This window comes from Streptomyces sp. NBC_01003 (assembly GCF_045162695.1).
Classification (GTDB): domain Bacteria; phylum Actinomycetota; class Actinomycetes; order Streptomycetales; family Streptomycetaceae; genus Streptomyces.
The window spans coordinates 9,421,796-9,438,240 of the sequence record NZ_CP108707.1 but is presented as its reverse complement, the minus strand read 5'-3'; the positions used below and the strand labels follow the sequence as shown (position 1 = coordinate 9,438,240).

At 70.7% G+C, this 16,445-nt stretch carries 16 protein-coding genes and 2 pseudogenes; 12 read left to right on the top strand and 6 right to left on the bottom strand.

Going from position 1 to position 16,445, the window contains the following annotated elements:
* Positions 1–18: 18 nt before the first annotated feature.
* From OG698_RS43365 to OG698_RS43350, 4 genes are all read right to left on the bottom strand, one after another.
* Entirely contained in the window at positions 19–582 is a 564-nt protein-coding gene (locus tag OG698_RS43365; RefSeq protein ID WP_406109646.1) for a dihydrofolate reductase family protein, read from the bottom strand.
* Between the two features lie 155 nt (positions 583–737).
* The gene (locus OG698_RS43360; RefSeq protein ID WP_406109645.1) at positions 738–1,691 is read right to left on the bottom strand and encodes a class I SAM-dependent methyltransferase; all 954 of its coding nucleotides are present in this window, start codon (positions 1,689–1,691) and stop codon (positions 738–740) included.
* 182 nt (positions 1,692–1,873) lie between these two features.
* Positions 1,874–2,878 carry a GDP-mannose 4,6-dehydratase gene (locus OG698_RS43355; RefSeq protein WP_406109644.1) on the bottom strand — a complete coding sequence of 335 codons (1,005 nt, stop codon included), beginning with the start codon at positions 2,876–2,878 and terminating at the stop codon, positions 1,874–1,876.
* Positions 2,875–4,026, bottom strand: a complete 1,152-nt coding sequence (locus OG698_RS43350) for a UDP-N-acetylglucosamine--N-acetylmuramyl-(pentapeptide) pyrophosphoryl-undecaprenol N-acetylglucosamine transferase (RefSeq protein ID WP_406109643.1) — start codon at positions 4,024–4,026, stop codon at positions 2,875–2,877. The genes OG698_RS43355 and OG698_RS43350 overlap by 4 nt, the downstream gene beginning before the upstream one ends.
* Positions 4,027–4,090: 64 nt before the next feature.
* Here OG698_RS43350 and OG698_RS43345 point away from each other — a divergent pair, with 64 nt between their 5' ends.
* The 5 genes from OG698_RS43345 to OG698_RS43325 all read left to right on the top strand — a co-directional run bounded on the left by OG698_RS43345 (position 4,091) and on the right by OG698_RS43325 (position 9,366).
* Positions 4,091–4,768 carry a response regulator transcription factor gene (locus OG698_RS43345; RefSeq protein ID WP_406109642.1) on the top strand — a complete coding sequence of 226 codons (678 nt, stop codon included), beginning with the start codon at positions 4,091–4,093 and terminating at the stop codon, positions 4,766–4,768.
* Positions 4,765–6,183 carry an ATP-binding protein gene (locus tag OG698_RS43340; RefSeq protein ID WP_406109641.1) on the top strand — a complete coding sequence of 473 codons (1,419 nt, stop codon included), beginning with the start codon at positions 4,765–4,767 and terminating at the stop codon, positions 6,181–6,183. The genes OG698_RS43345 and OG698_RS43340 overlap by 4 nt, the downstream gene beginning before the upstream one ends.
* 171 nt (positions 6,184–6,354) lie before the next feature.
* On the top strand, positions 6,355–6,855 hold the full coding sequence (locus OG698_RS43335; protein ID WP_406109640.1) for a hypothetical protein: 501 nt from the start codon (positions 6,355–6,357) through the stop codon (positions 6,853–6,855).
* Between the two features lie 427 nt (positions 6,856–7,282).
* On the top strand, positions 7,283–8,953 hold the full coding sequence (locus OG698_RS43330) for a tetratricopeptide repeat protein (RefSeq protein WP_406109639.1): 1,671 nt from the start codon (positions 7,283–7,285) through the stop codon (positions 8,951–8,953).
* Positions 8,950–9,366: a cytidine deaminase gene (locus tag OG698_RS43325; RefSeq protein ID WP_406109638.1), complete on the top strand. Its 417-nt coding sequence runs from the start codon at positions 8,950–8,952 to the stop codon at positions 9,364–9,366. The genes OG698_RS43330 and OG698_RS43325 overlap by 4 nt, the downstream gene beginning before the upstream one ends.
* On the opposite strand, the gene OG698_RS43320 is transcribed toward OG698_RS43325, so the two are convergent.
* Positions 9,363–9,716 carry a VOC family protein gene (locus tag OG698_RS43320; protein WP_406109637.1) on the bottom strand — a complete coding sequence of 118 codons (354 nt, stop codon included), beginning with the start codon at positions 9,714–9,716 and terminating at the stop codon, positions 9,363–9,365. The two genes, OG698_RS43325 and OG698_RS43320, sit on opposite strands and share 4 nt — an antisense overlap.
* A 213-nt stretch (positions 9,717–9,929) precedes the next feature.
* Here OG698_RS43320 and OG698_RS43315 point away from each other — a divergent pair, with 213 nt between their 5' ends.
* The 7 genes and pseudogenes from OG698_RS43315 (at position 9,930) to OG698_RS43285 (ending at position 15,960) form a co-directional block, all read left to right on the top strand.
* Positions 9,930–10,727, top strand: coding sequence for a MerR family transcriptional regulator (locus tag OG698_RS43315; protein ID WP_406109636.1), 798 nt, complete (start codon positions 9,930–9,932; stop codon positions 10,725–10,727).
* Positions 10,724–11,572: a hypothetical protein gene (locus tag OG698_RS43310; RefSeq protein WP_406109635.1), complete on the top strand. Its 849-nt coding sequence runs from the start codon at positions 10,724–10,726 to the stop codon at positions 11,570–11,572. Before OG698_RS43315 ends, OG698_RS43310 begins: the two co-directional genes overlap by 4 nt.
* A 77-nt stretch (positions 11,573–11,649) precedes the next feature.
* Positions 11,650–12,549, top strand: a complete 900-nt coding sequence (locus OG698_RS43305; protein ID WP_406109634.1) for a phosphotransferase family protein — start codon at positions 11,650–11,652, stop codon at positions 12,547–12,549.
* A 142-nt stretch (positions 12,550–12,691) separates the two neighbouring features.
* Positions 12,692–13,087: pseudogene (locus tag OG698_RS43300) on the top strand (ATP-binding cassette domain-containing protein); the annotation flags it as partial.
* Positions 13,088–13,094: 7 nt separating this feature from the next.
* Entirely contained in the window at positions 13,095–13,736 is a 642-nt protein-coding gene (locus OG698_RS43295; protein WP_406109633.1) for an ABC transporter permease, read from the top strand.
* A gap of 60 nt (positions 13,737–13,796) precedes the next feature.
* A complete protein-coding gene (locus OG698_RS43290) occupies positions 13,797–15,170 on the top strand; it encodes a sensor histidine kinase (RefSeq protein WP_406109632.1) in 1,374 nt (457 codons plus the stop codon).
* Positions 15,171–15,270: 100 nt separating this feature from the next.
* Positions 15,271–15,960 carry a response regulator transcription factor gene (locus OG698_RS43285; RefSeq protein ID WP_406109631.1) on the top strand — a complete coding sequence of 230 codons (690 nt, stop codon included), beginning with the start codon at positions 15,271–15,273 and terminating at the stop codon, positions 15,958–15,960.
* A gap of 102 nt (positions 15,961–16,062) precedes the next feature.
* On the opposite strand, the pseudogene OG698_RS43280 reads toward OG698_RS43285, so the two are convergent.
* Positions 16,063–16,356 (bottom strand): annotated as a pseudogene (locus OG698_RS43280) (hypothetical protein); the annotation flags it as partial.
* Between the last annotated feature and the right edge of the window lie 89 nt (positions 16,357–16,445).

Sequence of the window (16,445 nt, the reverse complement as noted above, 5' to 3'; positions counted from 1 at the left end):
GCGCCGGGTGCCCAGCTCTCAGGCCTGCGGAATCGCGCGTCCTGTGGGCCGGTACTCGATCATCAGCACCCTGTTGTCCAGATCGTGATGGGCGACCAGCTCCAGTTCTGTCGAGTCCACACCGGCGAAGAACGGCTCGCGGCCCGACTCCCCCACGAGCAGCGGAAAGGTCATCAGTCTCAGCCGGTCCACGAGGCCCGCGTCGAGGAGCTGCCGGGCCAGGGACAGACTGCCCATGGTCCGCAGCGGCACATGGCCTTCGCTCCTGAGCCGGGTTACCTCGGCGATCAGGTCGTCCTGGCACACGCGCGTGTTCTGCCAGGCGACCGTCTTCAGCGTCGACGAGAAGACGACCTTGTCCACACCGAGCATCGGGTCCGCACCGGGGCCACCCGACTCCCCGGGGAGACCCGCGAGGGCCTCGTAGGTGCGCCGCCCCATGAGCACCAGCTGCGGCCCTGCCATCTCCTCGTGGATCCACTCCTCGAGCATGGGCCCGAAGTAGCCGAAGTAGGCGGGCGATGTCGCGCTGCCGGCATACCCGTCAACCGAGACGAACACATCGACGGTGAGTGTCTGCATGGCAATTCCTCCGAATGTCTCGCACCGGCCGTGCCATGTCCGCTCCCATGGGGCATGGCGCCTTCCAGTAGAGACGTCGGAGCGGCATCGCGTGAATCGACACCCTCAACCAACCCTCGCGTCAGTCCCTCGGCCGGTCGCCCCTCGGTCGGTCGCTACGAGCCGCTGTCCGTGGGGCGGCGTGCGATCCAGAGCTGGCGCGTGGAGCGGACCACCAGGTCGTCACGGTGGCGTACGTCCGCAGGGCCGCCGTTCACGAGCGTTTCGAGCGCTTCCAGGTCGGCCGGGTCGATGCGGCCTTCCAGGGCGCCGCGGATGCGGCTGAGCGTGCCGTGCGCGTAGAGCCCGGCGCTGCCGCCCGACGGCGGGCGCAGTTCGAGATTCTCTGTGCGTTCGTCCTCAAGGGTGAATCCGGCCGATGCCAGCAGCGCGCCCCAGTCGGCTCCCATGTGGGGTACCTCTTCGGCGTGCAGCGTCGTGAGTGCCTCGCGGAAGCGGACCTCCAGCCCGGGGCGCTCCGGCACCGCGTCGTCGGCGAGGAATCGCGGCATCCCGTCCAGTTCGGCGACGGCCAGGAGCCCGCCCGGGCGCAGGGCCCTGAAGATGATGTCGAGGGTCGCGGCGGGGTCGTCCATGTGGTGCATGGAGGCCGAGGCCCAGACGAGGTCCGCGTCGGTGACGCCCGGCAGGCCCGTGCCGGCGTCCGCTCCCAGCAGGTGGACGCGCGCGTCCAGGTTCTTGGCGGCAGCGGTTCGGGTCAGCTGTTCCAGCATGTGTGAGGAGCTGTCCACGGCCGTCACCTGCGCGGAGGGGAACTGCTTGAGCAGGGCGAACGTTCCGGTGCCGCTTCCGGCACCAAGGTCCACGATCCGCTCGACATCGTCCCCGGCCAGCTCCGCGATGGAACGCATCGCGGCGGCGAGCTGAGGCGCGAACAGGTCGGCATCGAGGTCGAGCAGCTCCGCCAGGCCGTCCTGCTCATGCGTATGTGTGCCGTGGCTGTGGGCGTCGAGGGCGCCATGGCCGGCCTCATGGGACCCATGTCCGTGCGGCTGGGAGTGTGCGGGAGAACCGTGCGGTGCAGGCGTCCGGTGCGTGGGGTGCGTCATGACATCGACCGTACGTGCCATTTCGTTCAGCGCATAAGATCTTGCCTATGACGCAAGAAGATCCGCCGCCCGACGGCCTCGTGCGCAAGGGACCACGGCCTTGCGCGCCGCGCACACCGGGTCACCCGACGACCTGGCCTCCCCCAGCCACCTGACACACCGCACCACACGACACCCCAGGCTCAGACCTGGTACCGATCCGTCGCGAACAGCGCGATGTTCTCGGCCACCCACTGTGACGTCCGCTTCAGCCCGTCCTCCAGGGACACCTCAGGCTGCCACCCCGCCCACTCCCTTGCCCTCGCGTTGTCGGAGAGGAGCCGCTCCACCTCGCTGCCGGACGGCCGCAGCCGTGCCGGGTCCACGACCGCCTTCGCCTCCCGGCCCGACGCGGCGATCAGCGCGGTCGCCAGGTCCCCGATGGAGATCTCCCGCCCGGTGCCGAGGTTGACCGACTCGCCGAGCGCCCGGTCGCAGTCCGCGAGCGCCAGGAAGCCGGCCGCGGTGTCGGTGACGTAGGTGAAGTCGCGGGTCGGGGTGAGCGATCCGAGCCTGATCTCCGTCGCGCCCGCGTGCAGTTGGGACAGGATGGTCGGTATCACGGCGCGCGCGGACTGCCGCGGACCGTAGGTGTTGAACGGCCGCACCACCGTCACCGGCAGTTCGAAAGCGTGCCAGTGCGACAGCGCCATCATGTCCGCGCCGATCTTGGAGGCGGAGTACGGGGACTGCGGCTGGAGCGGGTGCGTCTCGCTGATGGGGGCGGTCAGCGCGGTCCCGTACACCTCGCTGGTGGAGGTGTGCAGCAGGCGGCGTACGGAGTGGCGGCGGCAGGCCTCGGCGATGTTCTCGGTGCCGACGACGTTCGTCTGGACGTAGGCGCCGGGCGAGTCGTAGCTGTACGGGATGCCGATGAGCGCGGCCAGGTGGAACACGGTGTCGCAGCCGGCCACGGCGTCCATCACGCGGCCCGCGTCACGCACGTCGCCGGCGATCATCTCGACGGGGCTGTGCGAGTCGCTCAGGTAGCGCGCCAGATAGCCCTTCTCCGCGTACGGCTTGTAGTGCACCATCGCGCGCACCTTCGCTCCTCGCTCCACGAGCATGTCGACGAGTGTCGAGCCGATGAAGCCCTCGGCGCCCGTGACGAGGACGGTGCGGTTGGTCCAGTTGCTGTGATCGGTCATGAGGTGAACTCCATTTCGTGGACGGGTGAGTTGGGGGTCCTGGCGAGACTGATCACCTTCGCGGCGAGCAGGTCCGCCGCGTGGGCGTGGTTTCCGGGGTCCGCGGCGCGGCTCATCGCCGCGAGCCGCGACGGGTCGGCGAGCAGCGGCTCGACGAGGGCGGCGAGCCGCTCGGCGGTCGTTTCGCCGTCGGGTACGAGGTGGGCGGCGCCCGCGTCGGACAGCACGCGGGCGTTGTGCGTCTGGTGATCGCCGGGGGCGTGCGGATACGGCACGAGGACGGCGGGCACACCGGTGGTGGCGAGTTCGGCGACGGTCGCGGAACCGGCCCGGCAGACGACGAGGTCGGCGACGGCGTACGCCAGGTCCATCCGGTCGAGGTACGGCACGGCCTGCGCGACCGGGGAGTCCGCGAGCCGCCGCCGCGTCTCGTCGAGCGCGGCGGGCCCGGTCTTGATCAGCAGTTGGACGTCGGGGCGATGCCGCCAGCGCGCGGCGAGCCCGACGGCCGCCTCGGTGAGCCGAGCCGCGCCGAGGCTGCCCCCGTTGAAGAGCACGACGCGCGCGCCGTCGGATATGCCGAAGACCCGCCGTGCCTCGGCTCGCAGGGCGGTCCGGTCGAGGGTGGCGAGCTGTGCGGCGATCGGCATGCCGACGGTGTCGGCGTCCTTGCCGCCGGACAGGTGCGCGCGGCTGCGGTCGAAGGCGACCGTGATGTGCGGGGTGAGCCGCGCGGCGAACTGGTTGGCGCGGCCCGGCACCGCGTTGGACTCATGGATCACGCTCGGCAGCCCGGCCATACGTGCGCCGACGATGACGGGGGCGCTCGGATAGCCGCCCATGCCGACGGCGACCTGAGCACCTTGAGCGCGCAGAATGCTGCGGCATTGGGCACCGGACCTGATCAGTGCCGCGGGCAGCAGGTAGCGCTTGGCGCCGAGAGCCGGGTCGAAGGGGATCATGTCGACGGTGTGCAGGCGGAATCCGGCGCCCGGGATCAGCCTGGTCTCCAGGCCCCGCTCGGTGCCGACGAAGGAGATCACCGCGTCCGGGGCGGCCCGGCGCAGCGCTTCGGCGAGCGCGAGCCCTGGGTAGATGTGGCCGCCGGTGCCGCCCGCACCGATCACGACGGAGAGTGGTGTGCGCATGGCGGCCACACTCGTGGAGCGGTTTAAGAGGGTTCTAAGAGTCCCGTTTGGCACTCTTTACGGCATGACCAAGATCCTCGTAGTCGATGACGAGCCGGAAGTGCGGGCGGCCGTCGAGGACGGACTGACCGTCGAGGGATACGAGGTGCGCGGCGCGCGCGACGGCCTCGAAGCGCTCTCGGCGGTGTCGTCCTGGCAGCCCGACGCGCTCGTCCTCGACGTGATGATGCCGGTCCTGGACGGGCTCGGGGTGTGCCGTCAGCTGCGGGCGATGGGCGACCGTACGCCCGTACTCGTCCTCACGGCGCTCGACTCGGTGAGCGAGCGCGTCGACGGCCTGGACGCGGGCGCCGACGACTATCTGGTGAAACCGTTCGCGCTCGACGAACTGGTGGCGCGTGTACGGGCGCTGCTGCGGCGGGCCGCGCCGACCCCTACGGAGGGCGGGCTGGCGTACGCGGATCTGGTCCTCGACCCTAACACCCGTACGGGACGGCGAGGCGGGCGCCCGCTGGAGTTCAGCCGTACCGAGGCCGCGCTCCTCGAACTGCTGATGCGCCACCCGGGACAGGTCCTGCCGCGCGAGCTGATCCTGGAGCTCGTATGGGGCCGCGACTTCGGTCCTGACTCCAACTCCCTTGCGGTATACGTTGGTTACCTCCGCCGGAAGCTGGAGGCGGGCGGCGAGACGCGCCTCGTGCACACGGTCCACGGCATCGGCTACCGGCTGGACGTGGCATGAGCGGAGTCCGCAGGCTCGGGCGCCGCTGGCGAAGGCAGCGGCCGCTGCGCACCCGACTCGCCCTGGCGGCCTCGGCGGCGGTGGCGCTGGTCGCCGTCGGGGTGTGCACGGCGGCGTTCTTCGTGATCCGGTACGAGATGTTCCACCAGCTCGACCTGAATCTGACGCAGTCGGCGACGCGGGTGATCCAGGAGAACCGGGACGGCGGACCGCAGGTCGTGGCGGGCGAGTGCCGGTTCCTGTCGGCGCCGGCGTGCGCGCAGATCGTGCCGGGCCTCCCGGCCGAGGACCCTCCCCGCCCCTATCTCCTGCCCGTCTCGGCGCCGGTGCGCGAAGTGGCCACCGGCGATCGCGCCCCCTACTTCAGCAACATCACGCTCTCCGGCAAGCCCATGCGGATGCTGACGACCCGCCTCGGAGAGGACAAGGCCCTTCAGGTCGCGCTCCGTTCGGACAGCGTCGAGAAGGGGGTGCGTCAGGCTGCCGGGCTGCTGGCCGTGATCGGCGCTGCGGGCGTTCTCCTGGCGGCCGGGCTCGGCTACTGGGTGTCCAGGACCGGTCTCGCGCCGGTGGCCCGGCTGACCGCGACCGCGGAACGCATCGCGTCGACCCGCGACCCGCGCCACCGCATCGAACTGCCGCCGGGCCCGCCGGGGCGTGAGGACGAGGTGACCCGCCTCGCCACGAGCTTCAACACGATGCTGGGTGAGCTGGAGCAGTCTGTGACGGCCCAACGACGGCTCGTCGCGGACGCGTCGCACGAGCTGCGCACACCGCTCACCGCGCTGCGCACGAACGCGGAACTCCTCGCCCGCGCCGACCGGTTGACCGACGCCCAGCGCGACCGGGCGGCGGGGGCGCTGGCACGGCAGCTGCGCGAAGTGACGGGACTGGTGAACGACTTGATCGAACTGGCCAGGGACGAGGAACCCACGCCGCTCCTCGAAGAGGTACGGATCGCGGCGCTTGCCGAACACGCGGTGGGTGCGGCCCGCGCACACTGGCCCGCCACCCCCTTCACCCTGCAGGTCGCCCCGGATGCTGCCGAGACCGTACGGCCGGGGGTTCCTGCCCGGCTGACCCGGCTGCTGACGAACTTGCTGGACAACGCGGCGAAGTTCAGCCCGGAGGGGCTGCCGGTGGAGGTGGAACTCACCTCGTCCCGGCGGTCGGGGTCGGGGTCGGGGTCGGGTGAGCGCCTCGAACTGACGGTCCGCGACCACGGTCCCGGCATCACGGCCGAGGACCTGCCGTACGTCTTCGACCGCTTCTACCGCGCGGAAACGGCCCGCGCCCTGCCCGGCTCAGGCCTCGGCCTGGCCATGGCCCGCCAGATCGCCCGGGCCCACGGCGCGGAACTCACGGCGGAGCAGGCGCAGGGGGGCGGGGCGGTGTTCCGGCTGGCATTCGAGTGACGGCGGGTGGCCGCTCCGGCCCGCTACCGCATGGCGGCGGTGGCAAGGGGGAAGACTGGCTGCCGAACACCGAACCGTGCAGGCTGGAACACAGGGGACATCATGGCCGCGACTGAATCGGCACGGAGGCTGCTGCCAGGGCATTCGCAGCGTCGGCGGGCAGCGGGCGTCATGCTCGCCGCGCTGGTCGCGTTGACGGTGGGTGGCTGCGGCAGCACGGACAAAGCCGAACATGAGTCTTCACCCAGTCGTCAGACCTCGAAAGCCCCTTCCTCGAAGGCCCCGTCCCCGCGGCCCTCGTCCGCGCAGCCGTCCGTGTCGGCGGCGGACGGGCGTGATGTCGGCGCCTGCGCGGACGGCAACTGCGAGATCGCGGTATCCAAGCCGGTGACGTTCCGCTTCAAAGGCCCGGCCGGTTCGGCAACCCTGTCCGTCACCGAGGTCGGCCCGAACAAGGTGGAGTACACGATCAAGTCGGGCAACAGCCAGTCCAACGGCGGCGCGACCGGCCCGGGCCAAAGTTGCATCACGGTCCTCCGCAGCAACGGCGGCGGCAACTCCTGCGGTGGTCAGGGTGACGCCGCCCGGCCGAGCCCTCAGCCCGATGCGGTGGTGATCCAGGCGCTCACCGGTGAGAACGGCACGGCAATCCTCCGCATCGTGTCCGACTGACGGCACGAAGTCCTGGAGCCGTCGCTCACCGCGCCTCCTCGCACGCCGGCGGCCGCAGCGGGTGTTCTACCGGTTCAGAGTGAACGAGTTGTACGAGGTCAGGTCGACGGACTCGGCGTACTGGGCGTCGAGGACTTCAAGCTCTGGCTTTCAAGCTCTGACTTCAGCCGTTACTTCAACTGGTCGATGCTGCTCGCTGTCGCTTCAACTGGTCACATCACCAGCAGCCCGGCTCCCCGCCACCCCCGTGGGCGGAGGGCCGGGCACGACTCCGGCGGTGCCCCCGGCCCCGGTCAGACCGCCGAGCCCCCCTGACGTACAACAGCACGCTTCGCGCGCCCGCTCTTCCCCGGCCGTACGCCCCTCTGCCTCCAGACTGTCCTACGGGTCATGTGGCGACCTTGACAATGCCAGGGACAGCTCTCAGGTGCTGCCCCTGCTGCCCGGCTCCCCCGGCTGCCTGACGCTGGTCACCAGCAGGAACAGGCTGAGCAGTCTCAAGGTCCGCAGCGGCGCCGGCTCCGTCGCCCTCGGCGTGCTCACGGACTCGGAGTCCTCACTCCACTTCGCCCGGCGCGTGGGCAGCACCCCGGCCGCGGCCGAACCCGCGATGCAGGACATCGTCCGCTCATGTGCCGGGCTTCCGCTGGCCATCGACATCGCGGCCGCGCACGCCGTCAGCCTGCCCACGGCCGCGCTCGACCACCTGGCCCAGGAGCTGCGCGACCCTGGTACGCGCCTCGACGTGCTGGACGCCGGTGACGTCTCCACCAACCTGCGGGCGCTGTTCACGTCTTCGCACCAGGCCCTGGATCCGGAGGCGGCACGTGTCTTCTGCCTGATGGGTCTCGCCCCGCACCAGGACATCGCACTTCCGGCGCTCACCCATCTCGTCGACCGCACTCCGGCACGGACACGGCAGGCACTGCGCGTCCTCCAGGAAGCGTTCCTCGTCAGGCAGCACAACCCCGGGCGCCATCGCATGCACGACCTCGTCAGGCTGTACGCCGAGGAACAGGCCGCCGATCTGCCCCGTGACCTGCACGATCAACTCACGTACCGGCTGGTCGACTTCTACGTCCGGACCGCACATGCCGCGAACCGCGTACTCGACCCCCATCGCACCGCCGAAGACCCACTGCCCACCGACCCACCACACACCGCACCGCAGACGTTCGAGGACGCCGACAGCGCGCTCGCCTGGTTCGACACCGAGTACGCCGCTCTGCAGGAGATCGCCGCGACGGCGCGACGCCACCGCCTCAAATCCGCTGTCTGTCGCCTGACTTGGTCGCTGCACACGTTCCGCTGGCGGCGCGGTCTCTTCACGGAAAGCATCCAGGCCTGGCAGTCCGTCCTGGATGCGGCCGCCGCGCTCGACGACCCGTCTCTCGCCGCTCACACCCACCAGCGCCTGGCGGTGGCCCTGGCCCAGGCGGGACGTCACGAGGAAGCGCTGCCCCACTTGGCGGACGCCCGGTCCCACTTCAGCGAACAAGGCGATACGTCGGGACTCACGCGAACCCACCATGCTCTGGCCGAGGTTCATGTCCGGCTCAACGCCTACGAGAGTGCCCTCCCGCATTTCGCCGAGGCGCTCGACGGATACCGGCAACTCGGCAACCAGGTAGGCGAGTCCAACATCCTGAACGGAACAGGGTGGGCCCTCGCCCGCCTCGGCCGGTACGCCGAAGGCGAGGATCACTGCCTTCAAGCCCTGCCCCTGCTGCAACACCACGGTGACGGTGAGGGCCAGGCCGCCACCTGGGACACCCTGGGCTACATCGCTCGGCACACCGGAAGAGCCGAACGCGCCCTCCACTCCTACGGTGAGGCCCTCACGCACTTCCAGTCCATCGGCAACGCCAACCGAGAAGCCGACACCTGGTCCAAGCTCGGAGACATCCACGCCGAACGCGGCGAGGACGCTCGTGCCCGCAAGGCCTGGACCACCGCACTGGCCCTCTACCGCGAGCAAGGCCGTTCCGCCGCGGCACACCGCATGACGACGAACCAGGCAACCGGCGGTCCCGACCGACTCCCGACCCACTCGCTGACGGCACAATGGGCCAACACCTCACGAGGGCAGAGCAGATGACCACGCAGACCGATCACGTCGACCACGAACTCATCGAGGCCGCGGCCCATGTCGCGCGCACCCGCTGCCGGGGCGACAACCACACCATGGCGGCCGCGGCCCGCGACCGGGACGGCCGGATCGTCACCGCGGTGAACGCCTACCACTTCACCGGAGGCCCCTGTGCCGAGCTGGTCGTCATCGGCGCGGCAGCCGGCCAGGGCGCCTACGAGCTGGACACGATCGTCGCCGTGGGCGACCGCGACCGCGGAGTCGTCCCCCCGTGCGGCCGGTGCCGCCAGGTCCTCCTCGACTACTTCCCGGACCTCAAGGTCATCGTCGGTGCGGGCGACCACCTCCGCACCGTCCCCGTCGCCGACCTGCTGCCCGAAACCTACGTGTGGGCCGACCACCAGCTCGATACGGAAAGCTAGTAGTACTGGGACAGGCAGAACTCGTGCCCCTCGGGGTCGGCCATCACGACGACCACGCCCTCGTCGTAGTCGTGCCGCTCGCCGGTGAACCGGCCGCCAAGGCCTATGACTTGGGCGATGCCCTGATCGATGTCGTCGACCGAGACGTCCAGGTGCAGGCGCACCTTTCCGGCCCTCGGCTCGGCCACGGGCTGGAAGACCAGGCGCGGCTGCGGGTCGTCGCGATGACCGAGATAGACCCAGCCGGGCTCGGACGGCCCCGGTGGGCGGTCCAGCAGCACGCTCCAGAACGCTGACACCCGCTCGACGTCGACGCAGTCCACGGTCACTCCGACCCAACGGTTCGCCATCTGGTGAGTATGCCTCTGCCGTGGGTCCTGCGTCCGGTGGGCCGGGGAACCGGGATCCGTCTCCGGGACCAACATCCCGACGAGCGCCCTCAGTTCGGCCCAGCCGCCCAGTCACCTACTCCCTCAAGGACCCAGCCGCCCATACGGATGACGCCACCACCCGTGCACCGAGCCGCTTGACCTTGTCGCAACGTCAACGTTTCTACTGGTGCCATGCGAATCGGAGAGCTCGCCGGCATGGCCGGCATCACCACCCGTGCCGTGCGGCACTACCACCGCATCGGGCTCCTGCCCGAGCCTCCCCGGCAGCCCAACGGGTACCGCGAGTACTCCTTGCGCGACGCCGTAGAGCTGGCGCGTATCCGTCGGCTGACCGAGCTGGGCCTGAGCCTCGACGAGGTCAAGGACGTGCTGGCGGACGATGTGGGCAAGGATCTCGTCGAGATCCTGACCGAGCTGGACGCCGACCTGGCCCGCCAGGAGGAGGCCATCCGCCGACGTCGCGCCCGTCTGCGGCTGCTGCTCGGACAGGCCGAGCACACCGGACAGCTGCCCGCCGAGGCCCCCGTGTCGCCCGAACTGACCGCGCTCTTCGCCGACATGGCCCGCGCCTCCGCACGGCTGCCCGGCCCCGAGCCCGCGATGGCCGCCAAGGAACGGGAACTGCTCGCCCTGCTGGAGACCGGTTCGCCGGGCGGCGACCGCGGCTGGCTCGATGCGCTGATGCACACCCTCAACGCCGACTCGGACGCCATGCGGCGCGCCTACGAGGTCTACGCCCAGCTGGACGAGCTGGCCGAGGCCACCGAGGACGACGTGCGCGTGGAGGCGGCGGCCCGCGCCATCGTCGACAGCATCCCGGAGGCGGCTGTTCGGGCGATGAACATCCCTGCGGACGGCGATGTGGGTGAGGACGGCGGTTTCGCGGACGCCCTCTTCTCGGACTTCGCCCCAGCCCAGGCCGCGGCGGTGCGCCGCGCCATCGAACTCCTTCAGGAGCGTGCCCGGTGAAGGCGCTGAGAAGGGCCGTGCGCTGGTCCTTCGCCGCACTCGTACCCGGCGAGCTCGCGCTCGTCCTGTGCCTGACAAGCGGGGTGCGGCCGCCCCCGGCCGCCCGATCGGCAGTGGAGCTTGCCGCGCTCGCACTCATGACAGCGTCGGCCGTCCTGCTCGGCCTCGACCACCGCCGACACCACCGCACCGGTCTCGATCACCGCGGTGCCTTCCTCGCCGCGGTCGCCGACACCGTACCGGCGCCTGTGCGCAAGCTGACCGCGCACGAGATCTCCCTCTCCACCAGCTTCGTGCGCTGGGTCGCCCGCCGCGGCCCGCACGGCGTGGGCGACGGCGCCGTGCCCGTCCCCTACGCCCCGGGGCAGACGTCTTTCATGTACGGCTTCTTCTTCGTCAGTGTCGTCGAGACCGTCGCCCTCGCGTTCCTCGTCCCCTGGCCGCTGGTGCACGCCGTCACGCTCGTACTCGACGTCTGGGGCTGCTACTTCGTCATCGCCCTGCACGCCTCGTGCGTAGTGCGCCCGCACGTGATCGGATCCGACGGCTCCCTGCACCTGCGCTACGGCGCACTGCTGGACATCCGCATCCCGGCCGACCGCATAGCCTCCGTCCGCCAGGACCGTAAGTTCCCTACGAGCAGGCTGGCCGCCGTGGATGAGAACGGCGTCGCCGACCTGGCCGTCGGCGGCCAGACGACCATCACCGTCGAACTCACCGAACCGGTTCGGTACGTACGTGCCCTGGGCAAGCCCGCCGAAGCCCACACCTTCCGCTTCTACGCCGAAGACGCCACATCCGCGGTCACCGCGCTGAGGGCGGCCGGCGGCATCCACAGCCGGTAAACGAGGTGCGCTTCGGGGACCGCCCCTCGTAGTGTCCCTTGCGCACGTTCGACATTCGGCTTGCCCAGGAGGGCCCCGTGCCCCGGAACACCACGTCTGACGAAGCTGACACCCGCACCGCCCGGGCGGTCCTGCGCGAGGCCAACCACGCGCATGACGAGCAGTTCCAGCTGCTTCACCGGTTCGACGACGGAGTCCAGTCAGGAGCCTGGATCATCACCGATGACACCGGCCGACAAGCCGTGCTGAAGTGGAGCCCGGATCTCTCCTGGGCCCCTCAGATCGAACGGGCTGCCGCGGGCGTCGCCAAGATCCGCGCTGCCGGATATCCGACCCCCGCCTGGCTCGCCGTAGGCACCAGCACAGACGGCTTCGGATACCAGATCCAGGAACTCGCACCTGGTCGGACGAGACAGCAAGTGACCGCGAGCGAGGCCCGGTTGCTGATCGGCGTCCTGGAGATGCACGCCGGTCTCGACCCCGACCCGCAGCGATGCTGGTCGGAGTTCGTGACCACGCGCATGGCGGGTGAGGACCTCTGGCGGCAGACGGCGGAGACCGGTGCGACCGGACGGGACCTCGTCCACGCCTGCGAGCGGCTTCTCGCCGCTCACGGCCCCGTCACCTTGCCCACCGAGGACCTTGTCCACGGCGACTTCCGGCCCGGCAACATCCTGTTCGACGCGGACCGCGTCAGTGGCGTCATCGACATCGAGGCACTGGGCAGCGGAACCAGAGTCTTCGACTACGCGACGCTTCTGAGCGCCCACGACTTCACTCCCGAGGCACTTGAGATGCTCCGCGACGCCGGCGAGCAAGTGGCCGGACCCGGTGTGCTGGCCTACTGCTTCGCCCAGGTCGCCCTCGACCTCACCGTCTTCGTCCACCAGCGGAACCTTCAGCTGGGCATTCAGAACGTGGACAAGCTCCTCGAGCGCACACTGATCCTTCTGAGCCGCGCGGACGGGGGAGGCTGACGCGGGAGGCTGACGCCCCTACCGCACGGGGCACCGCTCCCTGGGGGAAACCCCCCAGCTCAAGACGGAGGTCAGCCTCGTTCCAGGGCGGCGCGGGCGCGCCTAGCGTCGGGGGCATGAACGTAGCCACCTGGGAACAGCCATGATCGAGGTCCGCGGTCTCACCAAACGTTACGGCCCCACCGTGGCCGTGGACGGCCTCGGCTTCGAGGTCCGCCCGGGCGCGGTGACCGGTTTCCTCGGCCCGAACGGGTCCGGGAAGTCCACCACCATGCGCATGATCACGGGCCTGGACCGCCCGGACGCGGGCACCGCCCGTATCCACTGCACGCCGTACGAGGAGCTGCGCTGGCCGTTGCGCGAGGTCGGCGCACTGCTTGAGGCCCGTACGTACCACCCGGGCCGCAGCGCGGCGAACCACCTGGCCGCGCTGGCCGCCGCCAACGGCATTCCCCGCGCCCGGGTCCGCGTCGTCCTGGACACCGTCGGTCTCGCCGACGTGGCGAACAAGCGCGCGGGCGGTTTCTCGCTCGGCATGTGTGACCATGGCCAACACCCATACCCCCAGCCCGGACAAGGCCGACACGTTCGACCCGGTGAACAACGTGCTCGCCGGGATCGCCCTCGGCCAGCTCGTCGTCGGCGTACTCGGCGTGCTCGTGGTCACCGGCGAGTACTCCTCCGGCGCGATTCACTCCACGCTCGCCGCGATCCCCAACCGGCCGCTGCTGCTCGCCGCCAAGGCGGGCGTCTTCGGCGCGGTGACGTCGGCCGTCGGTGAAGTGGTCGCGTTCGCGACGTTCTTCGCCGGGCGGCTCGCGCTCGGAGAAGGAGTGCCGGTGCCCGCCCTCGGCGATCCGGGTGTGCTGCGCGCGGTGGTCCTTTCGGGCGCGTATCTCGCCATGGTCGGGCTGCTCGGCATCTCGCTGGGCGCCGTCGTCCGGCACACGGCCGCGGCCGTCGGGGCCCTGGTCGGGCTGCTGTACGTGCTGCCCGCGGCACTGTCCGGGCTCACCGGGGTCGCGGTGGCAAAGTACTTCCCGACCATGATCGCTGGGAACTCGCTCGCCGTCTCCAAGCCGGTGGCCGACGTGCTCTCACCGTGGGTCGGCTTCGGGATGCTGTGCCTGTACGTGGTGGCGGCGCTCGGCGCGGGCGGCTGGCTGCTGACGCGCCGGGACGCCTGATCGCCTCACGGCGGACGACGGATACCTACAACAGGTGTGTACGTACAGGAGACTTGAGCCATGCACGAGTCAGCCGGGGACCGGCCACCGAATGGCGCGCGGGCCGAGCCCTCACGTCAGGTATCCCCGGGCGCCGTCCTGCGTGCTCCGTTCACGGCCCGTGCCTGGGCCGAGGCCACGTACTGCCTGGTCGGCTTCCCCCTGGCCGTCGTCGGGGCCGTTCTCCTCCTCGTCCTGCTCGCCCTCGGCACCGGTCTCACCGCCTCCCTCGTCGGCGCCGTCCTCGGCCTCGCGCTGGTGGTCGGGGCGGTCGGCCTCGCGCGCGGCTGCGCCGCCGTGCATCGCCGGCTCGCCCAGGGGTTGCTGGGCGAGCGGGTGCAGGCACCGCCGCGGCTGCGACCGACGGGCAAGGCGTTCGCGCGGCTGGACGCTCGCCTGCGCGATGCGGCGGGGTGGCGTTCGGTGGCATACGTCCTGGTGAAGCTGCCCGTCGCCGCCTTCGGCCTGTACGCCGTCGGCTGGTGGCTGACCGCCCTCCTCAATCTCTCCGCGCCACTGCGCTGGGCCGCGTTCCACCAGCGCCCCGCGGCGGGCGAGGCGGGTATGCCGACGATCACGCCGATCCCCTTCGGCGGTGGCGCCCCGCACAGCACGAGTTTCGCCGGGACCTTCGTGGCTGCGGCGATCGGCGCGGTGACGCTGCTGGCGGCGCCCTGGTTCACTCGCGGCGTCGTCGCCGTGGACCGCTGGCTCGTCCGGGCGCTGCTCGGTCCGGGCCAACTCGCCGAACGCGTCAGGAGTCTGGAGGAGAGTCGCGCTCTCGCCGTCGACGACTCGGCTGCGCTGCTGCGCCGCCTGGAGCGCGATCTGCACGACGGGGCGCAGGTCCGGCTCGTCGCGCTGGCCATGAGCCTCGACATGGCGAAGGAGCGGCTCGGCCCGGAGGGCGAACCGATCGCCGACCCGGCGCGTGTACGGCAACTCGTGGACACCGCGCACCGCAACGCCACCGAGGCCCTCGCCGAGTTGCGTGACCTGGCACGCGGCATCCATCCCCCGGCCCTGGACGACGGCCTGCCCGACGCGCTGTCGACGCTGGCCGCGCGGAGCACCGTGCCGGTGGAGCTCTCGGTGCACGTGCCGCAGCGGCCCACGCCCGCCATCGAGACGATCGCGTACTTCTGCGCGGCGGAGCTCCTCACCAACGTCATCAAGCACAGCGACGCGCGCCGAGCGGTGTTGTGGGTCGCACAGGAGGACGGCGTCCTGCGGCTGCGGGTCACTGACGACGGACGCGGCGGGGCTGCACTCGGCGCTGGAAGCGGGTTGACGGGCCTTCAGCAGCGGGTCCGGACGGTGGACGGACGCCTTGCCGTGTCGAGCCCGAGCGGCGGGCCGACCGCGGTGACGGTGGAACTGCCGCTCCACGCATGAGTGACACCGCAAGCAATGCGCTGAGGGACACGGCGGACGGCCCGCGCGCAGCGCATCTGCCCCCGCCCTCCCCCGCTCGAACCCGTGAGAGCATGCCCCCATGCGCATCGTGATCGCCGAAGATGCCGCCGTGTTGCGGGAGTTGCTTGCCCAGATGCTCATCGAGCGTGGCCACGAAGTGTGCGCGGCCGTGCCCGACGCCGACGCCCTCATCGCCGCCGTCGCCGAGCACCGGCCCGACGTCACCGTCGTCGACATCCGGATGCCGCCGACACACACCGACGAGGGCCTGCGAGCCGCGATCGACATCCGGCGCGAGCACCCGGGCACGGGCGTGCTGCTGTTCTCCCAGTACATCGAGACCAAGTACGCGACCAGGCTGCTCGCCGCGGGCTCAGCCGGGGTCGGCTACCTCCTCAAGGACCGCGTCGCGAACGTCGCCGAGTTCACCGACGCCCTGTCCCGCGTCGCCGCCGGCGGCACCGCTCTCGACGCGGAAGTAGTCACGCAGTTGGCCGGAGCGAGCCGCCGTGGAGGCGACCTGGAGTCGCTGACGGCACGCGAGCGGGATGTTCTGGCGCTGATGGCCGAGGGCAGGACGAACGCCGCGATCGCGCAGGCGCTGGTGGTGTCGGCGGGCACGGTCGAGAAACACGTCGCGGCCATCTTCGGCAAGTTGGGCCTGCCCGCGTCGGAGGACGCGAACCGGCGCGTGCTGGCCGTACTGCGCTACCTGGGGTCGTGGACGGCGCCGGTCCGCTGGAGTTCGGGTCGGATCTGCCGGACGTAAGTGACGCCGTCCGGCCGGGAGTTCAGCGATCCTTCGGGTCGAGCAGCCACAGCCCCAGGACCACCAGGAAGGACAGGCACAGGAACCCCGCGCCCCACCAAGGATCAGCGGGAACATCAGCTTGGCGCCGTAGCGGTCGGTCAGCGCGCCGACGGGAACGCGGCCGAGGGAGCCCACGATGACTGGCACCGCGACGAGGAACGACTGGTTGAACGAGCTCAGGTTCAGGCGTTCCCCGAAGTCGCTGCCGAGCGGCGCGATGAGGGCCCAGGCCCAGAACGTGAGAGCGAACCCGATGGTGGCCACAGCCAGGTTGCGGTAGGCCGCGGCGGGCGGGCGGTCGTCTGTTCCGCTGCGGGGTGTTCCACATGCCGATGCTAGGAAGGCCTGCGGTATCCCGGCCTGATCTGGTGCTCCGATCGATTCTCGAACCCCGGGATCGCGTCAGCATATGTTGACACCCGCTCAGCCGTCAGCATATGCTG